Source organism: Enterobacter cloacae complex sp. S2 (assembly GCF_015159675.1).
GTDB classification, from domain to species: domain Bacteria; phylum Pseudomonadota; class Gammaproteobacteria; order Enterobacterales; family Enterobacteriaceae; genus Enterobacter; species Enterobacter intestinihominis.
This window is the reverse complement of sequence record NZ_JADDTS010000109.1, coordinates 1-1,401: the sequence shown is the minus strand read 5'-3', so window position 1 is coordinate 1,401 and position 1,401 is coordinate 1. Positions and strand designations below refer to the sequence as shown.

The 1,401-nt window shown below is 47.5% G+C and carries 2 protein-coding genes; one reads left to right on the top strand and one right to left on the bottom strand.

From position 1 onward, the window contains the following. Window positions 1-178 precede the first annotated feature (178 nt). Window positions 179-643 carry a helix-turn-helix domain-containing protein gene (locus tag IPZ49_RS22985; RefSeq protein ID WP_038424945.1) on the bottom strand — a complete coding sequence of 155 codons (465 nt, stop codon included), beginning with the start codon at window positions 641-643 and terminating at the stop codon, window positions 179-181. 241 nt (window positions 644-884) lie between these two features. Here IPZ49_RS22985 and IPZ49_RS22980 point away from each other — a divergent pair, with 241 nt between their 5' ends. Beyond that, complete coding sequence (locus IPZ49_RS22980; protein WP_063146723.1) at window positions 885-1,382, top strand: hypothetical protein; 498 nt, start codon at window positions 885-887, stop codon at window positions 1,380-1,382. Window positions 1,383-1,401 lie beyond the last annotated feature (19 nt).

Sequence of the window (1,401 nt, the reverse complement as noted above, 5' to 3'; positions counted from 1 at the left end):
GCACTTACTTTGACTTAGCCTTGAAAAAAATGCCACCGTAACGCCTACGTAATGCACCTGAATTTTGGTGTTTCATTCACTCTTATAGAAACAAAAAGCTGATGAAACGGTAGAATATTAGCACCCAATAAACACTGTTCATCCATACAGCCTCAGAATTCTTAAACTTATACTTGCTCTACCTTCTCAGTTTGTCCCATCGCACCGCTGACACAATGCCCCAATTGCCACTGGCATTAGGCCTACGCCACTTTGCGGTCTCCATGCTACGGAGATACTCAAGTGCTTCGGAAAACGTGCCAAAACGCTTCTGAGCCGCTTTATCACCTACGCCAAACGAACCATCGCGACTGCTCGCAAGTCCAGGATTAAAGCACGAGCCATCGGCCGCGTATGGAACCAACAGTTCCGGGTCGTTATCTTCAGACAAGCCAGACGCTAACAACTGCCACGGCTCAACGCTCAGAGCGTTAGCCAGCACCTCAATCGCATCAAGAGACGCGTTGGAGCCACCACGTTCAATACGACTCATATAACTACGAGCAAACCCACACCGATCAGCAAAGGCTTCCTGGCTCATTCCGGTGGCAATGCGCAGTTCTTTTACCCGCTCGCCAAACTTTATTCTCAAGGTCTTTTTCATGCACTGAATGTGCAATCTTGACCACTGTAAGGCCACGCTCCATATGAGACATTTTGAATCTAAAAGCCTTCATTTGTGGTCAAACTCACACACATCAGCGTTTCAAACTATTACAATCGTAAAGACTCAAAATGAACACCAATAGTGACAAATTAAACTAAACCCGTATTATGATCGTTATCGGTTGGTCGTCCCCAATATTCGCTATTAGGCGTGATGTGGTTTTGAAAATGAGGGAATCATGGCGGGATCAGGTTTTTTATTACCAATGGTGGCGGGTGTGGCGCTTAGTTGCGTCAGCTATGGACTTGTTGCTCGCATTGTTTCAAAACGTCAGGTCAGCACGCTACGCGCAGTTTCATGGGGAATTATTGGAACCCTCTCATTGGTGCTAGGCGTGTGCGCATTTTCCGCTGTAAGCGCAGAACACCCGGCAGCGAAACAAAAGACCTTGTGCTTAGGCAGCGCCCCGGAATGCTATGCAAAAGCGCACCATAACCCGGTCAGGGAGTGCAAGCAGGTAATGGACAAGAAAGCGACGTTTCGCCATGTATGGCAATTAAGTGAAGCGCAGCCGGTATTCAACACCTACCTCTGGCACGACGAGAACAAACGAACTATTCAAATGTTCGGACAACAAGCTAAGGCGATTAACAGCCTTGGGATGCAAATACCGCTTCAGTATTTTTGTGTTTTCAACGCCAACACAGGGGAAGTCATCGCGGCTTCGTTTGAGTAAATATAGGGGGTAACGTCCC

What these genes read in the sequence shown, in the direction of transcription:
- IPZ49_RS22985 (WP_038424945.1), bottom strand. Translation starts at nt 643, where the DNA reads ATGAAAAAGACCTTGAGAATAAAGTTTGGCGAGCGGGTAAAAGAACTG.
- IPZ49_RS22980 (WP_063146723.1), top strand. Translation starts at nt 885, where the DNA reads ATGGCGGGATCAGGTTTTTTATTACCAATGGTGGCGGGTGTGGCGCTT.